The organism is Paenibacillus sp. FSL R7-277 (assembly GCF_000517965.1).
GTDB classification, from domain to species: Bacteria; Bacillota; Bacilli; order Paenibacillales; family Paenibacillaceae; genus Paenibacillus_AQ; species Paenibacillus_AQ silagei.
In genome coordinates this window covers 56124-72526 of record NZ_ASPX01000085.1, presented here as the reverse complement: position 1 = coordinate 72526, position 16403 = coordinate 56124, and the positions used below count along the sequence as shown (strand labels likewise).

Sequence of the window (16403 nt, the reverse complement as noted above, 5' to 3'; positions counted from 1 at the left end):
AGGGTTCGGTGCGCTTGATCTATACTGCCCGGAGCGGATACAGGATTAGCAGAGGTTATGCCCTCCAGCTTTCAAAAGCGTCCGACTATTGGTATGATTACAAGGGATGTGAACATCTATTACCGATTATATGGAGGAATTGAACATGAGTGAAACTACAATATCCGGGATTATTGATCATACGCTGCTGAAGGCGGATGCCCGGAAAGACGATATTATCAAGCTTGCCGAAGAGGCCAAAGCTTACAAATTCGCCTCTGTGTGCGTGAATCCGGCCTGGGTGGCTACGGCGCATGCCGTGCTGAAGGATACCCCGGAAGTGAAGGTATGTACAGTAATCGGCTTCCCGCTGGGAGCATCTACACCGGAGGCTAAGGCTTTTGAGACGAAGGATGCCATTGCGAACGGTGCCGGTGAGGTGGATATGGTCATTAATATCGGCGCACTGAAGGACGGTAATGACGAGCTGGTGAAGCGGGATATGGTTGCAGTAGTCGAAGCCGCACGCGGCAAAGCGCTGACCAAGGTCATTATTGAGGCCTGCCTGCTGACTGAAGAGGAGAAGGTCCGTGCCTGCAAGCTTGCTGTAGAAGCGGGCGCAGACTTCGTGAAGACCTCAACCGGCTTCTCGACCGGCGGGGCAACGAAGGAAGATATCGCTCTGATGCGGGCGACCGTCGGCCCTGAGATCGGCGTGAAGGCCTCCGGCGGTGTCCGCAGCGCGGAAGACGTGCTCGTGATGATCGGCGCAGGCGCCAGCCGGATCGGCACCAGCGGCGGCGTAGCGATTGCCAAGGGCGAGCAGAGCCAGAGCGGCTACTAAGCTGAGGTAAGCTATACACATAGAAACGGCTGCGGCCTCCTTGATGTCAAGGGGGCCGCAGCCGTTTTGTGTTTAGAGGAAGTATGATAGGTGGATTTCCTCCAACTAAATTCTCTCCATTCATCCAAAGTAGCATAAACTAATTATATTAGTTGCTGTTTGTCCACCTGTTGCCGGTAACTCCATCCATATCGGCGAATTAAGATACGTTATTCCACTTGCTTGTTGCAGGATGAGCTATCCGCTCAGGGTTCTCCGACGATCTTACCCGCTTATTCGAGCAGGCGGCTACTTGGAGCGTATGCTTAATTGTATTCCATACACCTAAGTTGTGCTGAAAACCCCCAATTGGTGGTTTAACTGTATTCGGTACAATTAAAAACAGCGGTTAGCCGTCTTTTGCGGAAAGTAGGGAATTATAGCTGTACAAACTGCAACTAAACCGATTCAAGCCGGATTCTGCGCCATTTTAGTTGTACAAACTACAGTTAGAGTCCGCGCGGATGACGAGGCTGCCATGTCTTGACCAGCCCCCCTAGACCAATCCCCTAAACCAATCCCTTATCCATCGCCTTACCGATCAGCGTAGCGAACAGGCTGTTGGACCAGGCGAACCACTCGCGCGAGAAGTCGGCCGGGTTATCCGGGTGGAAACCTTCATGCATGTAGCCGGTATCGGCATCGGTCCGGATCAGCATGTCGATCAGCTCCTTGATCTCCTCATCATTATCTGCCGTCAGCGCCTGCATGGAGAGCGCCATATGCCAGACATAACCGCCCGGTGTATGCGGACTGCCGATGCCCTTGGCGTGCTTGCCCTCGAAATAGAACGGGTTATCGAAGCTGAGCGCGAACCGGCGGGTGTTCTGATAGATCTCATCCTCTACGCCCACGTAACCAATGTAAGGAATAGAGATCAGCCCTGGGGTTCCGGCATCGTCCATCAGCGAGTAATTGCCGTAACCGTCCGTCTCATAGGCGTAGATTCTGCCGTATTTCGGATGGGTCACGATGCCGTAGGTCCGGATGCCGAAGTCGATCTCCTTGCGCAGCTTCGCCGCTCTCGCCGCCAGCCGCTCGTCCTGGTAGACCTCGCTCGCTATCTCGCCGATATACCCCAGAATGACCACAGCGAACATATTCGAGGGAATATTGTAGCCGAATTCGCAGCTGTCATCGCTCGGACGGAAGCCTGACCAGCTCATCCCTGTGTAGTTGACCGGCATCCCGCGTCCGTTATTGTGCAGCGTCTCCGTATCCTGGAGCGTCTGCCGGATGAAATGGTAAGGGGATTTCTCCCCGTGGTGCTGCTCGGTCTCGATCGTGTTCACGATGGAGGTCAGCGCCTGGTAGCAGGCGGCATCGAAGATATCGGTCTGCTCCGCTTCCTTCCAGTACATATAAGCCAGCTGAACGACGAAGCAGAGGGAGTCCAGCTCATATTTGCGCTCCCACATCCACGGATTCAGATTACAGTCGTCCGTATCGCGGTAATGCTTGTCGCTTGCCGTCTCGTTGAAGGCATTGGTGTACGGATCAATATTCACATAGAACATCTGGCGGGCAATCAGGCCGCGGAGAATCCGCTGCAATTCAGGGTCGTTTTTGGCAAAAGGAATATAGTGCCGCACCTGCTCCGTCGAATCGCGCAGCCACATGGCCGGAATATCGCCGGTGAACACGAAGGTCGTGCCGTCATCCAGCAGCTTGGTCGTGGTCTCCAGTGTGTTCGGGAAGCAGTTGCGGAACAACTGCTGCAGTTTCGGGTGATGCGCTAGCCGTTCATCGGCCTCATTCAGATAGGCGGTAATGGAAGCTGGCAGATTCATGGTGTAACTCCTCCTGGCATAGTCAATTTAGGGTTGTACGGTTTGCAGGGCATAGGTGACGATTTGAGCTTTACCGACAGAGCGGCGGAGAGTGCCTTCATCCAGGGCTTCCCGCTGTTTGCGCCGTTCCAGAATATCACTGGCATAGACAGCCTTCACCGGAAAATGCGGCGTCAGCGCAAGCTCCTGCTCTACTCCCGCCAGATTGTACCAGCGCAGAATAATGTCCTCATGGTCTGCGGACATTTTGCAGGCAGACAGTGCCAGGGTATGGCCCTGCCACTCCAGCGGCTGATAGACCGCAGGGAGGGAGCCTTCCTGCCAGCCGGTCTGAACCGTGAACCAAGGGACCTGGTACTGATAGGCCCAGGCACAAGCCTCCGTCCAATTCGCATCCCCGGCGAAGGGACGGACCGCGAATTCCACGGTCTGTTCGCCCAGGCACTGGGCTTCCGGTGTAGGGAACACGCCCCAGTCCCCCAGCTCCGATACGCTGCGCAGCAGGGTAACGGCAATCGTATTCCTGCCGTCCCGCAGCACCTCGTATTCGTTCAGCCCTTGGTTGGCCACCAGCAGTCCGGCGCTGCCGTCTGACACGCTGACATAAGCCTGCTGGTGCTGGGCATTGCTCGGATTGATCCAGTCCGCTGCTGGCTCAATCTCGCGTTCAGCAGCTTCGAAGATCGAATCGGCCCGCAGGGTGGACGCCGCCAGCCCGGTAGGGATAAGCACACGCAGCCGGTGGTCCTTAGCCTGATTATTGAACGTGGCAGAGATCTGAACGCCGGTCCCGCTGGTCTCCAGGCTGATCCGGGTCACGATCCGCAGTGGCACCTGCTCCGCAGAGCGCCCGGCCTTGCGTTGCCGGAACGGCACCATTCTGCGCTTCTCATCTTCGAACGAAGCATCGGCGGAAGCGGGAATCGCCCATTCATGCACGATTTCATACGTGATGCGGTAAGGCTCATGCTCAGCCATCGAGATCCGGGCGGCAAGGCCCTTGGTCGTCAGTGCAGCATCGCCCTCGGGCTGGCGGAACACATATTCATTGCCGATATCACCGCAGTTCTCATAGACGCCGAGTCCGGTGAAGCTGCGGCCGGTGCGCTTGTCCGTCACATCATAAGAGCCATCCTCCCGGATACGGACAGCCAGGAATTCATTCTCCATCCCACGATCCAGCAGTTTAAGCGGACCCTCAGCAGCCCCCCCGGCGGATTCGCCCGCCGACTCTACCCAGGCGTAAGTGCTGTAGCCTAACGGCGGCACCTGCGCGGCCTCGAAGGTCAGCCGGACCATCCGGGCCATATAAGGCTTGCGGAACTGGTCGTCCGGCAGCTCATAGCCGAACCGGGTACCCAGATCCTCCGCACGGCAAGCCACGGTCTGCCCTTCAGCGTCCACTAGCCGCCCGCGCGAAAGCTCAAGCGGAAGCTGATCCAGCGCTTCGGCAATCGCCGCCGGATTCGGCCCTTCCTTAAAGTAACGCTTGGCGAAGATCACCTCCACGCTTACTGTTCCGCTGCGCTCCCAGCCGGTAGTATTGAACACCGTCACTGGCCGGGCCGATTCGCCCCAGGCTGCAACATTCCGGGTTCCAATCTGTGCGGATACCGCCTTCAGACTCTCTTCAATAATAGCTTCGCCGACATGGCGGCTCTTCTCGAAACGTGTAATCATCTCGCGGTGGACCTCATCCACACTGCAGCCGCAGATGCTGTCATGCGGGTGGTTCTGCATCAGAGTCTTCCAGGCGTAGGTCAGCAGGGCATGGGGGTAGGCCTGCCCGCTGACCAGATAAGCGAGTGCCGCCAGCGGCTCTGCGCCCTTCTCCAGCAGCGTCTGGCCCTGCTGGTTAAGCTGCTTCAGATAGATGCGGGCGGAAGCGGTATTCACCAGCGTCCCCCAGCCGTCCGTATGCTGGCTGCGCAGCTCGCCGTGCACGGTAACCAGATCCTCGGGCAGCGAAGGGGCCAGCGCCTTCAGGTATTGCTCGAAGCTGGAATGGACGAAGTCCGTGTCCGGGTAGAGCTTCCGGGCTGTCTCCAGCGCATCCGCGAGATCACGCTGCACCGGCTGATGATCACAGCCGTTCATGAACAGCAGCTCCGGGGTGGAGGCGTATTTGCTGGCATCCGCGATTTTTCGGTCCCAGAAGACCTTGGCTTCCTCTGCATCCACCGGCACCTCATTGCCGTTGCTGTACCAATTCGCAAACAGTAGTCCAAGCACAACTGAGCCATCCGGGGATTCCCAGTACATCTCGGAGTAAGGCGACTCATAGCTGGTGCTGTTCAGCTCGCCGACCATGTTATCGAAGCCTGTCGGCTTCACGCCGCGGCCGAACACCGCAGTCTCGATGTCAGCTTGCTTGAGCAGCTGCGGGGCTTGGCCCATATTGCCGAAGGAATCGGGGAAGTACCCGAGCTTCGAGATCACGCCATATTTCGCGGCGTCCTGATGGCCGATCAGCAGATTGCGCACATTGGCCTCGGAGCTGGTCAGGAATTCATCCTGGAGCACATACCAGGGACCGATGACAATCCGGCCTTCGCGGATGAACCGCTCTAGCTGCTCTCTTTTCTCAGGATGCACCTGCAAATAATCTTCAATAATAATGGTCTGTCCGTCCAGGTGGAAATACCGGTAGCGCTCGTCCTGCTCCAGCGTCTCCAGCAGCTCGTTCATCAGCTTCGCCAGCAGAACATGGTGACGCTCATAAGGCATATACCATTCCCGGTCCCAATGGGTGTGTGAGATCAGGTGGGCAGTTGTACGGGTCATGACAGAAACCTCCTATATCTTCAGTAGGGTGTTGTAGTGTCGGCATTCGTAGCAAATGTTTGCATACCTGCCCGGGGATCACAATATGTAACTTTTGCAGGGGGGAGAAGGGTTCATAATTCACACATTTACGGCAGACAGCCAGCGGCGGCACATACAAGCTATTAAGCCCGTAAGCCCCGTAACAGCGCGGTTTTACACTCCGTTAACATGACAATGCACAACCTACATATTTACGGTGTCAGCTTAGTTTCACTACAATTTGGGATGTAAGCGTTAGCAGGCAAGGCCATTGCAAGAATGCGAAGCGGATACAGATTTATGTGTAATGAAAACTAACATAGAGAGGAGTGGGAGAATGAAGGGGAACAAGTCCCTTGGCAAACGAATCTGGCAGAATTGGGAGCTCTATCTGTTCATGCTTCCCGCGTTACTGTATTTCTTCATCTTTCATTATGGTCCGATGTACGGCATTCAGATTGCCTTCAAAAACTTCGTACCTTCTAAAGGAATTACGGGCAGCGACTGGGTAGGCTTCGACCATTTCGAACGGTTCTTCAATTCTTATTTCTTCTGGGATCTGCTGTGGAACACATTCAGCATCAGCTTCTATGAGCTTGCCATCGGGTTCCCGCTGCCGATCATTCTGGCCCTGGCCTTCAATGAGGTCCGCAACGGCCCGTTCAAGAAGTCGGTCCAGACGGTTACCTATGCGCCGCATTTCATTTCAGTGGTCGTCATGGCGGGGATGATTATTACCTTCCTGTCGCCCTCCAGCGGAATGATTGTCCGGGCGATTGAATTCCTGGGCTTCCAGCCCGCGCAGTTCCTGACCGATCCTGCCTGGTTCAAGACGGTGTACGTCTTCTCAGGCGTCTGGCAGAGCACCGGGTGGGGGACGATTATCTATCTCGCAGCGCTGTCCGGCGTAGATCCCCAGCTGCATGAAGCGGCCATCGTGGATGGAGCGAGCCGGATCAAGCGGGTGCTGCATATCAACCTGCCGACGATTATACCCACGATTACGATCATGCTGATTCTGAACATGGGTAACATTCTGGGCCTGGGCTTCGAGAAAATCCTGCTGCTGCAGAATTCGCTTAACATGGAAGCCTCCGATGTCATATCCACCTATGTCTACCGCGCCGGTCTGGTGAACGCCCAGTACAGCTTCTCGACGGCTGTCGGATTGTTCAACTCGGTAGTCAATGTAATACTGCTCGTTACCGTGAACCGGATTGCCAAACGCACCAGTGAGAACAGCCTCTGGTAGAAAGGAGTTGAAGTCTATGGTTACTGCGATGAAAGAATCCAGGGGAGATAAGCTGTTTCTGATCAGCACCTACATCTATCTGTGCCTTGCGCTGGTAGTGGTCCTCTATCCGCTGATCTACATCCTCAGCGCGTCCATCAGTTCGCCGCAGGATGTCAATTCGGGCGCGATGTGGCTGTTCCCGAAGAATGTGACGCTGGACGGCTACAAGCTGGTGTTCGAGAACCCGAAGATCTGGAACGGATATCTCAATACCGTCATCTACACAGCGGTGGGCACTCTGCTGAATCTAGCGGTTACACTGCCTGCTGCGTATGCGCTCAGCCGGTCTGATTTTGTCGGACGCCAGCTGTTCATGGGCCTCATTCTGTTCACGATGTTCTTCAGCGGCGGGCTGGTGCCGACGTATCTGCTCGTCAAGAACCTTGGCCTCATTAACAGCATGGGGGCGTTGATCCTGCCGGTGGCCGCATCGGTGTGGAACATCGTGGTCGCCCGCACCTTTTTCCAGTCCACCATTCCAAAAGAATTACAGGAAGCGGCCCACATCGACGGCTGTACGAATCTGAAGCTGTTCATCCGCATCATCCTGCCGCTGTCTGCGCCGATTGTCGCCGTGATGGCCTTGTTCTACGGGGTTGGACACTGGAACAGTTACTTCCCGTCCCTGATCTATTTGAATGATGAAGCCAAATATCCGCTGCAGATGGTGCTGCGCCAGATTCTGGTCCTGCAGGAAATGTCGGCCGAAACTACAGGCGCTGCGATCAACGGCGAGGTAGCTATGGCCATGAATAATAAGGCAGAGACAGCATCGCTGGTCAAATATGGCGTCATCGTTGTGTCGACACTGCCGATTGTAGCGGTCTACCCGTTCCTGCAGCGTTATTTTGTGCAAGGGGTCATGATTGGCTCTGTGAAAGGCTAAAGGTTAAAATGTAATGAACCTAAGGGAGGAATTATTAATGCAGATCACACGTAAACCATGGAAGATTCTGCTGTCATCAGCTGTGATTGTTGGACTGCTGGCAGGCTGCGGCAGCTCGGGGGCAAATGAAGGTAAAACGGACAAGGGTACCGGAGAGGCTACAGTGAACAAAGAAGGCTTCCCGATTGTGAGTGAGCCGATCACTCTGTCCATGATGGCCCCGGATGTGGGCATCCAGAACTGGGAGAACATGCCGGTGCTCCAGCAGATGAAGGAGAAGACCGGGATTACGATGGAATATAAAAATGCGCCGAAGGACAGCTTCGATACCAAAAAGAATCTGGTGTTCGCCAGCGGCGATTACCCGGATATCTTCTATGCTGCCGGTCTGACGACTGCCGAGCAGATGAATTACGGCGAACAGGGGATTCTGATCCCGCTGGAGGACCTGATCGAAGAGTATGCCCCGAACTTCAAGGCGCTGTTGGAGCAGAACCCGGATGTGCGCAAATCGATTACCGCCCCGGACGGTCATATCTACTCCCTGCCGGTGGTGGAAATGAGCCAGCACTGGTACCGCAACCCGATGTGGTATAACGGCGACTTCCTGAAGGCGCTGAACATCGATAAGCTGCCGGAAACGACCGAGGAGCTGTACACCTACCTGAAGCGCGTGAAGGAGGAAGATCCGAACGGCAACGGAACCGCCGATGAAATTCCGATCTCTTCAGTGACGACAACGGCCGCGAACCTCCGCGATATCCGCACCTGGCTGCTGGGCGCTTTTGGCATCTATGAAGAAGAAATCTATGTAGACGATGCGGATAAGGTCCACTATACACCGCTCGAAGAAGGCTATAAGGAGTATCTGACGTATATGAACCGCCTGTGGTCCGAGGAGCTGCTGGATCATGAGAGCTTCTCGCAGACGGCGGAGCAGAAGAAGGCCAAGGCGCAGAATAACCGCGTGGCGCTCTTTTCCGACTGGCACGCTTATATGACGAAGGGTGGAGAGCCGTCCACGTCAGATCCGATGTTCGCCCCTGTGCGCAGTGAATCGGTGTCCGCTCCAGCGATTGCCAAGAACAGAGGAATTACGACAGGCGCATTCGCCATTACGAACAGCAATCCTGCACCGGAAGCCTCGCTCCGCTGGGTGGATTACCTCTATTCCTATGAAGGAGCTTTGTTCTTCAACAAAGGGCCGGAGGGTACACTCTGGGAGTACACCGACAAAGACAACCGTGTGAAGCAATACCTGCCTGTACCGGACGGCAAGGAAATGGAAGATTTCCGGGCCACCTTGACGCCGAACTACGGTATTCCTGCCCCAACCCTGTCCATGGATGATATCAACAAGGGGCTGAAGACGGACTTTGACCTCTGGGTAGAGCAGGAGACTAAGCAGAAGCTGCTGGATAAAGGCGCACGCATTCCGTTCCCGGCCCTGTTCCTCACGGTGGAAGAGCAGACGGAAATCAGCAGTCTGAATTCGGATCTGAGCACCTATGTGAAGCAGATGGAAGCGAAGTTCATTACCGGAGCCGAGCCGCTGACCGGCTGGGATAACTATGTGGCCACTGTCAAGAAAATGGGCGGCGAGCGTGTAGCCGAGATCAATCAGGCTGCGTATGACCGCTGGAAAACCAACTAAATCAGGCCCGGCAGAAAGGTGCTGTAAAAATGATCTATAAGGATAAAGCGCGCCCTGTGGCAGATCGGGTACAGGACCTGCTGCAGCGCATGACGCTTGGAGAGAAGGCTGGACAATTAGTCCAGCCTTTCGGCTGGCAGTGCTATGAGAAGCACGAGGACGGAACAACAGGCATGACGGAAGCCTTCAAGCGTCAGGTTGCCGCCGGAGGTGTCGGCTCCCTGTATGGGACGCTGCGTGCCGACCCGTGGACCGGGGTCACGCTGGAGACCGGCCTGTCCCCGAAGGAGGGGGCGGAGGCTGTTAATGCAATTCAGGCTTACGCCATGCAGGAGAGCCGGCTCGGGATTCCGATTCTGTTCGGCGAAGAATGCTCCCACGGGCATATGGCAATCGGCGCAACCGTATTTCCGGTTCCGCTGGCTCTGGGCAGTATGTGGAACCCGGAGCTGTACCGGGAGATGTGCCGGGTGGTGGCGCTGGAGACCCGCAGCCAGGGCGGGGCGGCGACCTACTCGCCGGTGCTTGATGTGGTGCGTGATCCGCGCTGGGGCCGGACGGAGGAGACCTTCGGCGAAGACCCGTTCCTGATTGCGGCGATGGGTGTGGAGGCCGTGAAGGGCTTGCAGGGGGAGCGGCTGGACGCGGAGGATTCCGTGCTGGCCACCTTGAAGCACTTCGCCGCCTACGGCAGCTCGGAAGGCGGGCGGAACTCTGCGCCCGTGCATATGGGACTGCGCGAGCTGCATGAGGTCGATCTGCTGCCGTTCCGTAAGGCGGTAGAGGCCGGAGCGCTGTCCATTATGACAGCGTACAACGAGATTGACGGCGTACCTTGTACGACGAACCGTTATCTTTTGCAGGATGTATTGCGGGAGCAGTGGGGCTTCGAAGGGTTCGTAATCACGGACTGCGGAGCGCTGGGCATGCTGACGAATGGTCATAACACCGCAGATAGCGGAGAAACGGCTGTAGCCCAGGCACTGCTGGCCGGCATCGATATGGAGATGTCGGGCGAGATGTTCGAGCAGCATATCACGGCTGCTATCACGCATGGACGGCTGCAGGAATCCGATCTGGACCGCGCGGCGGCACGGATTCTGGAGCTGAAGTTCAAGCTCGGGTTGTTCGACCGTCCCTATGCCGATCCTGAGCAGGCTGAGAGAATCATCGGCAAGCCGGAGCACCGGGAGCTGGCGCGGCGTATCGCCGGTGAGAGCATCATCATGCTGAAGAATGAGAACGCAGCGCTGCCGCTAAGCAAGGAGATTCGCAAGCTTGCCGTAATCGGTCCCAATGCGCATGCGCCGTACAACCAGCTAGGCGACTACACCTCGCCACAGCCCGCCGGCGCGATTGTTACCGTGCTGGACGGCATCCGGCAGGCGCTGGGCGGCGAAGCGGACAAGGTCCAGTACGCACCCGGCTGCCGGATCAAGGGCGATTCCCGCGAAGGCTTTGCCCCTGCGCTGGCCTGTGCGGCTGAAGCCGATGCGGTGGTGCTGGCCATTGGCGGCTCCAGCGCCAGGGACTTCGGTGAGGGGACAATTGATCTGCTCACCGGCGCTTCTGTCGTGACGGAGCATTCCTGGAGCGACATGGAATGCGGGGAGGGCATCGACCGGTCCACATTGAATCTGATGGGTGTGCAGCTTGAGCTGGCGCAGGAGCTTCACAAGCTGGGTAAGCCGCTGATTGTGGTCTATATCAACGGCCGCCCGATTGCCGAGCCTTGGATTGTAGAGCACGCCGACGCCATTCTGGAGGCGTGGTATCCGGGCCAGGAGGGCGGACATGCAATTGCCGATATCCTGTTCGGCGAGGTGAATCCTTCGGGGCGGCTGACGATCAGCGTTCCGAAGCATGTCGGCCAGCTTCCTGTGTATTACTATAAGCGGCGGACGAGAGGCAAACGGTATCTGGAGACAGACTTCCACGCCGAATATCCCTTCGGCTATGGTCTTAGCTTCACTGAATTCGGGTACAGCAACCTGAAGGTGGAACCTCCTGTAATCTCTGCGGATGAAGAAGCGCTTGTCTCCGTGGATGTGACTAATAGGGGTGACCGGGCGGGCAGTGAGGTGGTACAGCTCTATATCTCCGACTTGGTCTCCTCCATTACCCGGCCCGAGAAGCAGCTGAAGGGCTTCCGCAAAATCAGCCTTCAGCCGGGAGACACGCAGACGGTAACGTTCCGTGTAGGCCGGGAGGAGCTGGAATATGTATCAGCGGATCTGACGCGGATCGTCGAGCCGGGAGAATTCGCGGTGATGGCAGGCCCGCACTCCGCAGAGTATCTGAGCGCGCCGCTCCAGGTCAGAGAGGAGGGCTAAGTCATGAAGCGAATGGAGCGGTTCACCGGATGGCTGGCCAAGCGGCAGTGGGCTGAGAAAATAGAGCTTGCGGAATGGACGATGCGCAAATCCCGTTACCTCACTCCGGGCTGCTATGAGCATGAGGAGGAACTACATCAGGAGTACAACATTTCCCGGCTGGATGGCGGGTATGGTACTACGTATTTCCTTCAGCGGGAGATTACGGTTCCGGGGGATTGGGGACCGGAAGAAGCAGCGCTGCTCTATCTGGGACGCGGGGAAGGCCTCCTGAAGCTGGGCGGAGCGCCGTATCATGGCTTGGACAGCAATCACTGGTTCATTCCGCTGCCGTCTTATGCTCCGGGTGAACGGCTGAATCTGGACATCGAGCTGTATGATCCGGTGCCTGAGCCGGAGGACCCGCTGAACCGGCAGGCGGTGATTAAGCCGCCGCTGACGGGCATTGAAATCAAGCTGGTGCGTGTCAATCGCCCGGTATACAGCCTGCTGCATACGGTGCGAATCGTGCACGAAGCAGCCCTCCTGCTGCCGGAGGGCGACATGCGCCGCATCCGCAGCCTTAAGGCGCTGGAGCGGGTGATGGACGCGCTCTATATGAAGGAGGAGCTGCTGCTGGACTCTGAGGCCGTGACTGCGGCGGAACAGCAGCTACGGTCGGCTGCGGCGGCGGAACGGTCCGCAGGGCTGAACCCCGGGACGATGCATATGGTCGGCCAGTCCCATATTGATGTGGCCTGGCTGTGGCCGGTCCGGGAGACAGTGCGCAAGGTCAGCCGGACCTTCTCCACCGTCTGCACCCTGATGGACAAGTACCCGGACTTCCGGTACTCGCAGAGCCAGCCCCAGCTCTATGCCTTCGCCAAGGAGCATTATCCCGAGCTGTACGGGCGGATCAAGGAGCGGATCGCTGAAGGCCGGTGGGAGCTGGTCGGCGGCATGTGGGTAGAGCCGGATCTGAACATTCCCGGCGGGGAGTCGCTGGTCCGGCAGATGCTGTACGGGCAGGACTTCTATATGAAGGAATTCGGCAAGCATTCTACGATTGAATGGCTGCCGGATACCTTCGGCTATTGCGCCTCCCTGCCGCAGCTGCTGAAGCAGGCGGGCATCGATTATTTCATGACCACCAAGCTGGGCTGGAATGATACCAATCCCTTCCCGCATACACTGTTCCACTGGGTTGGTATTGACGGGACGAAGATCGTGGCCTATCAGAACCATGGGGTGAACGAGCATACCCACCCGAAGGAAGTGCAGGAGCACTGGGAGGCCTACGCCCAGAAGGAAGAGCATGATGAGCTTATGCTGCTCTATGGCCACGGAGACGGAGGCGGCGGAGTCACTCATGAGATGCTGGAATATGTGGCCCGTACTGATCTCGCGCCGGGCCAGCCGGTCAGTGGATTCTCTACGGCCGAAGCGTTCTTCTCGGAGATCTGTGCGCGTCAGCCGGAGCTTCCGGCGTGGCACGGCGACCTCTATCTGGAGCTGCACCGGGGCACCTTCACGACCCATGCCTTCAATAAGCGCAGCAACCGCAAGGCGGAGGTCTTATACCGGCAGGCGGAGATCTGGAGTGTATTCGCGCAAAAGGACGGTGCTCTGAAGCTGGAGCAGCAGAATCAGCCGGATGTGCAGCGTCTGCTGCCCCCCGGGGAGCTGGCCGAGGGCTGGAAGCTGCTGCTGCTCAATCAGTTCCATGACATCATTCCGGGGACTTCCATCCCGGAGGTGTATACAACCTCGCGTGAGGAATACGCTGAGATCTTCCGTCTGGGCGGGCAGGTGCTGGACACCGCTCTGCACACTCTGGCAGGCCGGGTGAATACTTCGGGCGAAGGCCGCCCTTATGTGGTCTTCAACAGCCTGGGCTGGGAGCGGACAGAGGTCATCCGGCTGGAGGGTGGTCCTGAGCTGGCAGCGGTGCAGGTATTCGATGAAGACGGCCTGTTGCCGAGCGAATGCTGGAACACCGAGGCTGGCGGGGACAGCTACACGCTGGCTGTGCAGGTCCGCAAGGTTCCGGCCTTCGGCTGCCGGACGATCTGGCTGCGGGAGGCTGCAGAGCCAGCCGGAGTAAGGCTTGAGCGGCAGGTTGATTCAGCCGCGGGAGACGGCTTCCCGGAGCAATGGGAGACGGACCATTATATCCTGAAGTTTAATGAAGACGGCGAGATCAGCCGCTGGTATGACACAAGCGCGGGCCGCGAGCTGCTCCAGCCCGGCCAGTCCGGCAACCAGCTGCAGTTCTATCATGACACCCCGCCGCTGTGGGATGCCTGGGATATAGACCCGCGCTATGAACAGCAGCCTGCGGGCAAGGCGAAGCTGCTGGACCGCGAGGTAGTCAGTAGCGGACCAGTGCAGACAGTGCTGAAGTTCCGCTGGCAGCTCGGTGAATCGCAGATTGAGCAGGAGATTGTCCTGCCCCGAAACAGCCGCAGAGTGGATTTCCGCACCTGCGTAAGCTGGAGGGAGCAGCATAAGCTGCTGAAGGTTGCTTTTCCGGTCGATATTGTGGCCGCGAAGGCTACCTATGAGATTCCGTTCGGCGCACTGGAGCGCCCGACCCACCGCAACACCAGCTGGGAGCAGGCGCAATTCGAGGTCTGCGGGCACCGCTGGGCCGATCTGTCCGAGGGCGGTTACGGCGTCAGCCTGCTGAACGACTGCAAATACGGCTATGACATCCATGACGGAGTGCTGCGCCTCTCGCTGCTGCGTTCCCCGCGCTGGCCGGATCGTAATGCCGACCAGGGGGAGCATGAATTCACGTATTCGCTCTATCCGCACAGCGGAGAATGGCGGCAGGCCGATGTGGTACGGGAAGCGGCGGAGCTGAATGAGCCGCTGCTGGCGGTCAGCGAAGCCGCACATTCCGGCTGTTATCCAAGCACCCATGCCTGGCTTGCCTTCCAGAGCCAGCACGTCATGCTCGACACGATCAAGCCTGCCGAGGACGGCAGCGGCACGATTGTCCGGCTGTATGAGGCGGCAGGCAGCAGAGAGACAGCCACGCTGGACTGGCAGGACGAGGACGTCCGCGCCTGCCGGGTCAATCTGCTGGAGAGCAAGACCGGCTCAGTGGAGACCACCGGCGGTGTGATTCCGCTGTCCTTCCGGCCTTATGAGGTCCAGACGCTTAAGCTATATAAGAAGCACGAAAGAAATTAACAGAAAGCAAAGAAGCGGAGGGGAAATTTGGAACTGAAGGAGCGGTAGCGTCCGCCTTTGTGTTTGGATTTCTACCGCGAGGAGCGGTTATAATCAGGAAATTCAAACACAACAGCGGCCGAAAGTCCAAATGTTCACCGCAGTGACGATCAAGCTTCAAGTTCAAATCCTAAGTGTTTCTTGTATACCACAGTGCTTCCTATATACCACCAACATCATTCGCAGGAGGAATAGACATGCAAATTACAAGACATCCCAATAATCCGATTGTCGTCCCGGGCGGCTATGAGTGGCGCAAGGTGACCGTGTTCAATCCTGCGGTTATCATCGATAACGGCAAGTTCTATATGATTGAGCGTACAGCCGGGTCCCTGACTCCGTGCAAGAACTTTCTGGGTCTACTGGAGAGCGAGGACGGCGTGAACTTCACCCATGTGAAGGATGAGCCGATTGTAACACCTGATATGCTGGGCTTCCCGTACGGCAGTGTGCAGGACCCGCGCATTGTGAAGATCGACGGAACGTTCTACCTGAACTACGCCCTGCGCCCTTGCGCCATGAGCTATTATCCTACCGGGCGCGGCGTCCCTGAGCGCTCCATTCCGGCCTACCCGGACGGCTGGGGGGAAGAGGAGGGCCACTGGCTGACCCGCTCCTCGATTCTGAAGTCAACCAATCTGCTGGACTGGGAGTTCGTCGCGGACACCACGCCGCTGGACATTAACGACCGGGACAACATCCTGTTTCCTGAGAAAATAAACGGCAAATTCGTGCTGCTCCGCCGCCCCGAAGAATATGTGGGCGAGGCTTACGGCACGGAGAAAGCCGCCATGTGGATTACCTATTCCGAGGATCTCGTGCATTGGGAAGAGCCCAAGCTGCTCGCCACCGCCGGGAACCTGTCCTGGGAATCGCGGAAGATCGGCGGCTCTACGCCTCCAATCCGTACAGACAAGGGCTGGCTGGTGCTCTATCACGGCGTAGATGAGGATATCGTCTACCGTGTAGGAGCGATGCTGCTGGATCTGGAGCAGCCGGAGAAAATCATCGCCCGGACTCATAACTTCATTATGGAGCCGGAGACGTATTACGAGAAATTCGGCTTCCAGATTCCGAATGTCATCTTCCCGACCGGCAATGTGGTCAAGGACGGTCTGCTCTATATCTACTACGGCGTAACGGACACAGCGATCGCGCTCGCCACGGTGCCGTTGGATGAACTGGTGGAGCATATCCTGAAGGAAGCGGAGTAGGCGGCAGCTTCAGAAATCGGAGCAGGCAATGAAGTGGAGCAACCAGTCCCGGTTCCCCTGCGGGCGAGGGGTTTACTCCCAACTGCCAGGGAACTCCTTTATAAGGCATTGAGGACATAAATGTTGCACTTTTTGCAGCTTCGGTTCGTAGGTAGCCAGGTATACAGGCAGATTGTTGCATAGAATTCAACAATCTGCCTACTAAGCGGCCTGAAAAAGGTGAAATCCTGCCTTTTGTGCAACAATCGCGGATTCGGGCCAAACCGATACGGGAAATGTTGCATTTGTTGCAGGATTATAGGGGTGCTCACCAGATTTCAGGGGTTCAGGCTATTAACTATTCACCGGA

General features: G+C 57.2%; 9 protein-coding genes. 7 read left to right on the top strand and 2 right to left on the bottom strand.

Features of this window, described 5'->3' with window-relative positions:
- The first annotated feature begins 145 nt into the window (after positions 1–145).
- The gene (gene deoC, locus C173_RS25775; protein ID WP_036730413.1) at positions 146–823 is read left to right on the top strand and encodes a deoxyribose-phosphate aldolase; all 678 of its coding nucleotides are present in this window, start codon (positions 146–148) and stop codon (positions 821–823) included.
- Between the two features lie 548 nt (positions 824–1371).
- Here deoC and C173_RS25770 read toward each other — a convergent pair.
- Complete coding sequence (locus tag C173_RS25770; RefSeq protein WP_051478414.1) at positions 1372–2652, bottom strand: glycoside hydrolase family 125 protein; 1281 nt, start codon at positions 2650–2652, stop codon at positions 1372–1374.
- Positions 2653–2679: 27 nt separating this feature from the next.
- Entirely contained in the window at positions 2680–5436 is a 2757-nt protein-coding gene (locus C173_RS25765) for an alpha-mannosidase (protein ID WP_036730409.1), read from the bottom strand.
- A 358-nt stretch (positions 5437–5794) separates the two neighbouring features.
- On the opposite strand from C173_RS25765, the gene C173_RS25760 reads away from it, so the two are divergent.
- From C173_RS25760 to C173_RS25735, 6 genes are all read left to right on the top strand, one after another.
- Positions 5795–6709: an ABC transporter permease gene (locus tag C173_RS25760; protein ID WP_235192024.1), complete on the top strand. Its 915-nt coding sequence runs from the start codon at positions 5795–5797 to the stop codon at positions 6707–6709.
- Between the two features lie 16 nt (positions 6710–6725).
- Positions 6726–7637: a carbohydrate ABC transporter permease gene (locus tag C173_RS25755; protein ID WP_036730407.1), complete on the top strand. Its 912-nt coding sequence runs from the start codon at positions 6726–6728 to the stop codon at positions 7635–7637.
- Between the two features lie 37 nt (positions 7638–7674).
- Entirely contained in the window at positions 7675–9291 is a 1617-nt protein-coding gene (locus C173_RS25750) for an extracellular solute-binding protein (RefSeq protein ID WP_036730406.1), read from the top strand.
- A 29-nt stretch (positions 9292–9320) separates the two neighbouring features.
- Positions 9321–11624: a glycoside hydrolase family 3 N-terminal domain-containing protein gene (locus tag C173_RS25745; protein ID WP_036730404.1), complete on the top strand. Its 2304-nt coding sequence runs from the start codon at positions 9321–9323 to the stop codon at positions 11622–11624.
- Between the two features lie 3 nt (positions 11625–11627).
- Complete coding sequence (locus C173_RS25740) at positions 11628–14801, top strand: alpha-mannosidase (protein WP_036730402.1); 3174 nt, start codon at positions 11628–11630, stop codon at positions 14799–14801.
- Between the two features lie 236 nt (positions 14802–15037).
- Positions 15038–16054 (top strand): glycosidase, encoded by a 1017-nt coding sequence (locus tag C173_RS25735; protein ID WP_036730400.1) that lies wholly within the window; start codon positions 15038–15040, stop codon positions 16052–16054.
- Positions 16055–16403: the final 349 nt, after the last annotated feature.

Excerpts from the sequence above, each read along its gene's own strand:
- deoC (WP_036730413.1), top strand. The coding sequence starts at position 146 with ATGAGTGAAACTACAATATCCGGGATTATTGATCATACGCTGCTGAAG.
- C173_RS25770 (WP_051478414.1), bottom strand. The coding sequence starts at position 2,652 with ATGAATCTGCCAGCTTCCATTACCGCCTATCTGAATGAGGCCGATGAA.
- C173_RS25765 (WP_036730409.1), bottom strand. The coding sequence starts at position 5,436 with ATGACCCGTACAACTGCCCACCTGATCTCACACACCCATTGGGACCGG.
- C173_RS25760 (WP_235192024.1), top strand. The coding sequence starts at position 5,795 with ATGAAGGGGAACAAGTCCCTTGGCAAACGAATCTGGCAGAATTGGGAG.
- C173_RS25755 (WP_036730407.1), top strand. The coding sequence starts at position 6,726 with ATGGTTACTGCGATGAAAGAATCCAGGGGAGATAAGCTGTTTCTGATC.
- C173_RS25750 (WP_036730406.1), top strand. The coding sequence starts at position 7,675 with ATGCAGATCACACGTAAACCATGGAAGATTCTGCTGTCATCAGCTGTG.
- C173_RS25745 (WP_036730404.1), top strand. The coding sequence starts at position 9,321 with ATGATCTATAAGGATAAAGCGCGCCCTGTGGCAGATCGGGTACAGGAC.
- C173_RS25740 (WP_036730402.1), top strand. The coding sequence starts at position 11,628 with ATGAAGCGAATGGAGCGGTTCACCGGATGGCTGGCCAAGCGGCAGTGG.
- C173_RS25735 (WP_036730400.1), top strand. The coding sequence starts at position 15,038 with ATGCAAATTACAAGACATCCCAATAATCCGATTGTCGTCCCGGGCGGC.